4 protein-coding genes are annotated in these 2,884 nt (G+C 68.6%); all 4 read right to left on the reverse strand.

The features are described from left to right. Positions 1-165: ribosome recycling factor (locus tag UW392_RS57005; RefSeq protein ID WP_320779635.1), on the reverse strand; the 165-nt coding region annotated here is incomplete at its 3' end. Positions 166-292: 127 nt separating this feature from the next. Then, the gene (gene pyrH / locus UW392_RS57010) at positions 293-1,051 is read right to left on the reverse strand and encodes a UMP kinase (protein ID WP_320783387.1); all 759 of its coding nucleotides are present in this window, start codon (positions 1,049-1,051) and stop codon (positions 293-295) included. A 179-nt stretch (positions 1,052-1,230) separates the two neighbouring features. After that, the gene (tsf, locus tag UW392_RS57015; protein WP_320783388.1) at positions 1,231-2,067 is read right to left on the reverse strand and encodes a translation elongation factor Ts; all 837 of its coding nucleotides are present in this window, start codon (positions 2,065-2,067) and stop codon (positions 1,231-1,233) included. Between the two features lie 96 nt (positions 2,068-2,163). After that, positions 2,164-2,884, reverse strand: a 721-nt coding sequence (gene rpsB / locus UW392_RS57020) for a 30S ribosomal protein S2 (protein ID WP_320783389.1), incomplete at its 5' end; no start/stop codon positions are given.

The following is a 2,884-nucleotide window of genomic DNA, read 5'->3' on the forward strand; positions in this document are numbered from 1 at the left end:
GGCCAGCTGGTTGATCGGCGTCGGCGCGCCGTAGTAGTCGGCCACGATCTTGTTGAACATCGCCGGGTGCGCACGGCCGGTGCGGATCGCGGCGAAGTCCTCCTTGGCGACCACGACGGCCTTCTCCATCTTCTCCTCGGCTTCGAGGAGGGTCTCTTCGATCACCACTTGCTCCTGCGTGTCTGAGTAGGCCCGGCTGCGGTTCCTGGTCGGGGCGGCGGCCGGCTGCGTCGCGTCTTCTTCCTGCACGGTTCCCGACCGGCAGGACATTGTCCATCCCCCGGCCAGGGGTTCAGCTGCGGCCGGTCTCGTCGCCCACGAGCGTGCCGATCTTCTCACCCTTGACGGCTCGGGCGATATTGCCCTCCTTCAGGAGTTCGAAGACGACGATCGGCAGCTTGTTGTCACGGCACAGCGTGACGGCCGTGGCGTCGGCGACCTTGAGGTCGCGGGTGATGACCTCGCCGTAGCCGAGCGCGTCGAACTTGACCGCGTCGGGGTTGGTCTTCGGGTCGGAGTCGTAGACCCCGTCGACCCCGTTCTTGCCCATGAGCAGGGCCTCGGCGTCGATCTCCAGGGCGCGCTGGGCGGCCGTGGTGTCGGTGGAGAAGTACGGCATGCCCATACCGGCGCCGAAGATGACGACGCGGCCCTTCTCCAGGTGGCGCACGGCGCGCAGCGGGATGTAGGGCTCGGCGACCTGCCCCATGGTGATGGCGGTCTGCACGCGGCAGTCGACGCCCTCCTTCTCCAGGAAGTCCTGGAGGGCGAGGCAGTTCATCACGGTGCCGAGCATGCCCATGTAGTCGGAGCGGGCGCGGTCCATGCCGCGCTGCTGGAGTTCGGCGCCGCGGAAGAAGTTGCCGCCGCCGATGACGATCGCGATCTGCGCGCCGTCCCGGACGACGGCCGCGATCTCGCGCGCGATGGCGTGCACCACGTCGGGGTCGACGCCCAGGCCCCCGCCGCCGGAGAACGCCTCTCCGGACAGCTTCAGCAGAAACCGGCCGCGTACTTTGCCGTCGTCGCTCTTCTCGGCCTTGGTGGTCATGGAGATCTCGCCTCTTTTACGTGGGTCACACATACGAAGGAGGCCATTGCCGGTGGGGTGGTTCTCATCCCATGCGCGGCAATGGCCTCCTCGTCAGATCTGCCGCCGTCCGCCACGCGCGTGTGCGCGGACGGCTGCCGCCGACCCTACCGGGGCCGGGCGTCCGTCGCGGTACGGACTCAGATGCCGACCTTGATGCGCGAGAAGCGCTTCAGGGTGACACCGGCCTCGTCCAGGATCTTCTGGACGGACTTCTTGTTGTCCAGGGCGTACGGCTGGCCGAGCAGCGTGGCGTCCTTGAAGAAGCCGTTGAGGCGACCCTCGACGATCTTCGGCAGGGCGGCCTCGGGCTTGCCCTCGGCGCGGGTGGTCTCCTCGGCGACGCGGCGCTCGGACTCGACGACCTCGGCCGGCACGTCGTCCTTGGAGAGGTACTTCGGCGCGAACGCGGCGATGTGCTGGGCGACACCCTTGGCGATCTCGGCATTGGGCTTGTCGAGCTCGACGAGGACACCGATCTGCGGGGGCAGGTCGGGCATCGTGCGGTGCATGTACGCGGTGACGTAGCCGTCGGCGAACTGCGCGAAGCGGTCCAGGACGATCTTCTCGCCGAGGTTGGCGTTGGCCTCGTCGACGTACGCCTGGACGGTCTTGCCGGGCTCGATCTCGGAGGCGAGGAGCGCCTCGATGTCGGCCGGGGCGGCCTTGGCGACGTGCTCGGCGATCGTCTTGGCGACGGCCTGGAACTTCTCGCCCTTGGCGACGAAGTCCGTCTCGCACTTCAGCTCGACGATGACACCGGAGGAGTTGTCGTCGGCGATGACCGAGACGACCGCGCCGTTCTCGGCGGAGCGGCCCTCGCGCTTGGCGACGCCCTTCTGGCCCTTGATACGGAGCGCCTCGACGGCCTTCTCGACGTTGCCCTCGGCCTCGTCCAGCGCCTTCTTGCAGTCCATCATGCCGGCGCCCGTGAGCTCACGGAGCTTCTTGACGTCGGCGGCGGTGTAGTTCGCCATGATTCCTGGAATCTCTCTCGAAGTCTTGAAGATCTACGGGCCGAACGGCGGGGGCCCGGTGTGCCCCCGCCGTTCAGAACCCGAAGGGGTGAGGGGTCAGGCCTGCTCGGCGTCCGCGGCCGGAGCCTCGGTGGCCGGCGCCTCGGCGGCAGGGGCCTCAGCGGCAGGGGCCTCGGCAGCAGCCGGCGCCTCGGCGGCCGGAGCCTCGGCCGGCTTCTCGCCCTCGGCGGCGGCCGGGGTCTCGTCCGCCTTCTTCTCGCCCTCGAGCAGGTCGCGCTCCCACTCGGCCAGCGGCTCGCCCGCGGCCTTCTCGCCCTTGCCCTCGGTGGCGACACCGGAGCGGGAGATGAGGCCCTCGGCGACCGCGTCGGCGATCACGCGGGTGAGCAGCGTGACGGAGCGGATCGCGTCGTCGTTGCCCGGGATCTTGTAGTCGACCTCGTCGGGGTCGCAGTTGGTGTCGAGGATGGCGACGACCGGGATGTTGAGCTTCCGGGCCTCGCCGACCGCGATGTGCTCCTTCTTGGTGTCCACGATCCAGACGGCGCTGGGCACCTTGGACATCTCGCGGATACCGCCGAGGGTCTTCTCCAGCTTGGCCTTCTCACGCGAGAGGACCAGGAGCTCCTTCTTGGTCAGACCCGACGCCGCGACGTCCTCGAAGTCGATCTGCTCAAGCTCCTTGAGGCGCTGCAGACGCTTGTAGACGGTCGAGAAGTTGGTGAGCATGCCGCCCAGCCAGCGCTGGTTGACGTAGGGCATGCCGACGCGGGTGGCCTGCTCGGCGATGGCCTCCTGCGCCTGCTTCTTCGTGCCG

This window comes from Streptomyces sp. CRN 30, from assembly GCF_034105845.1.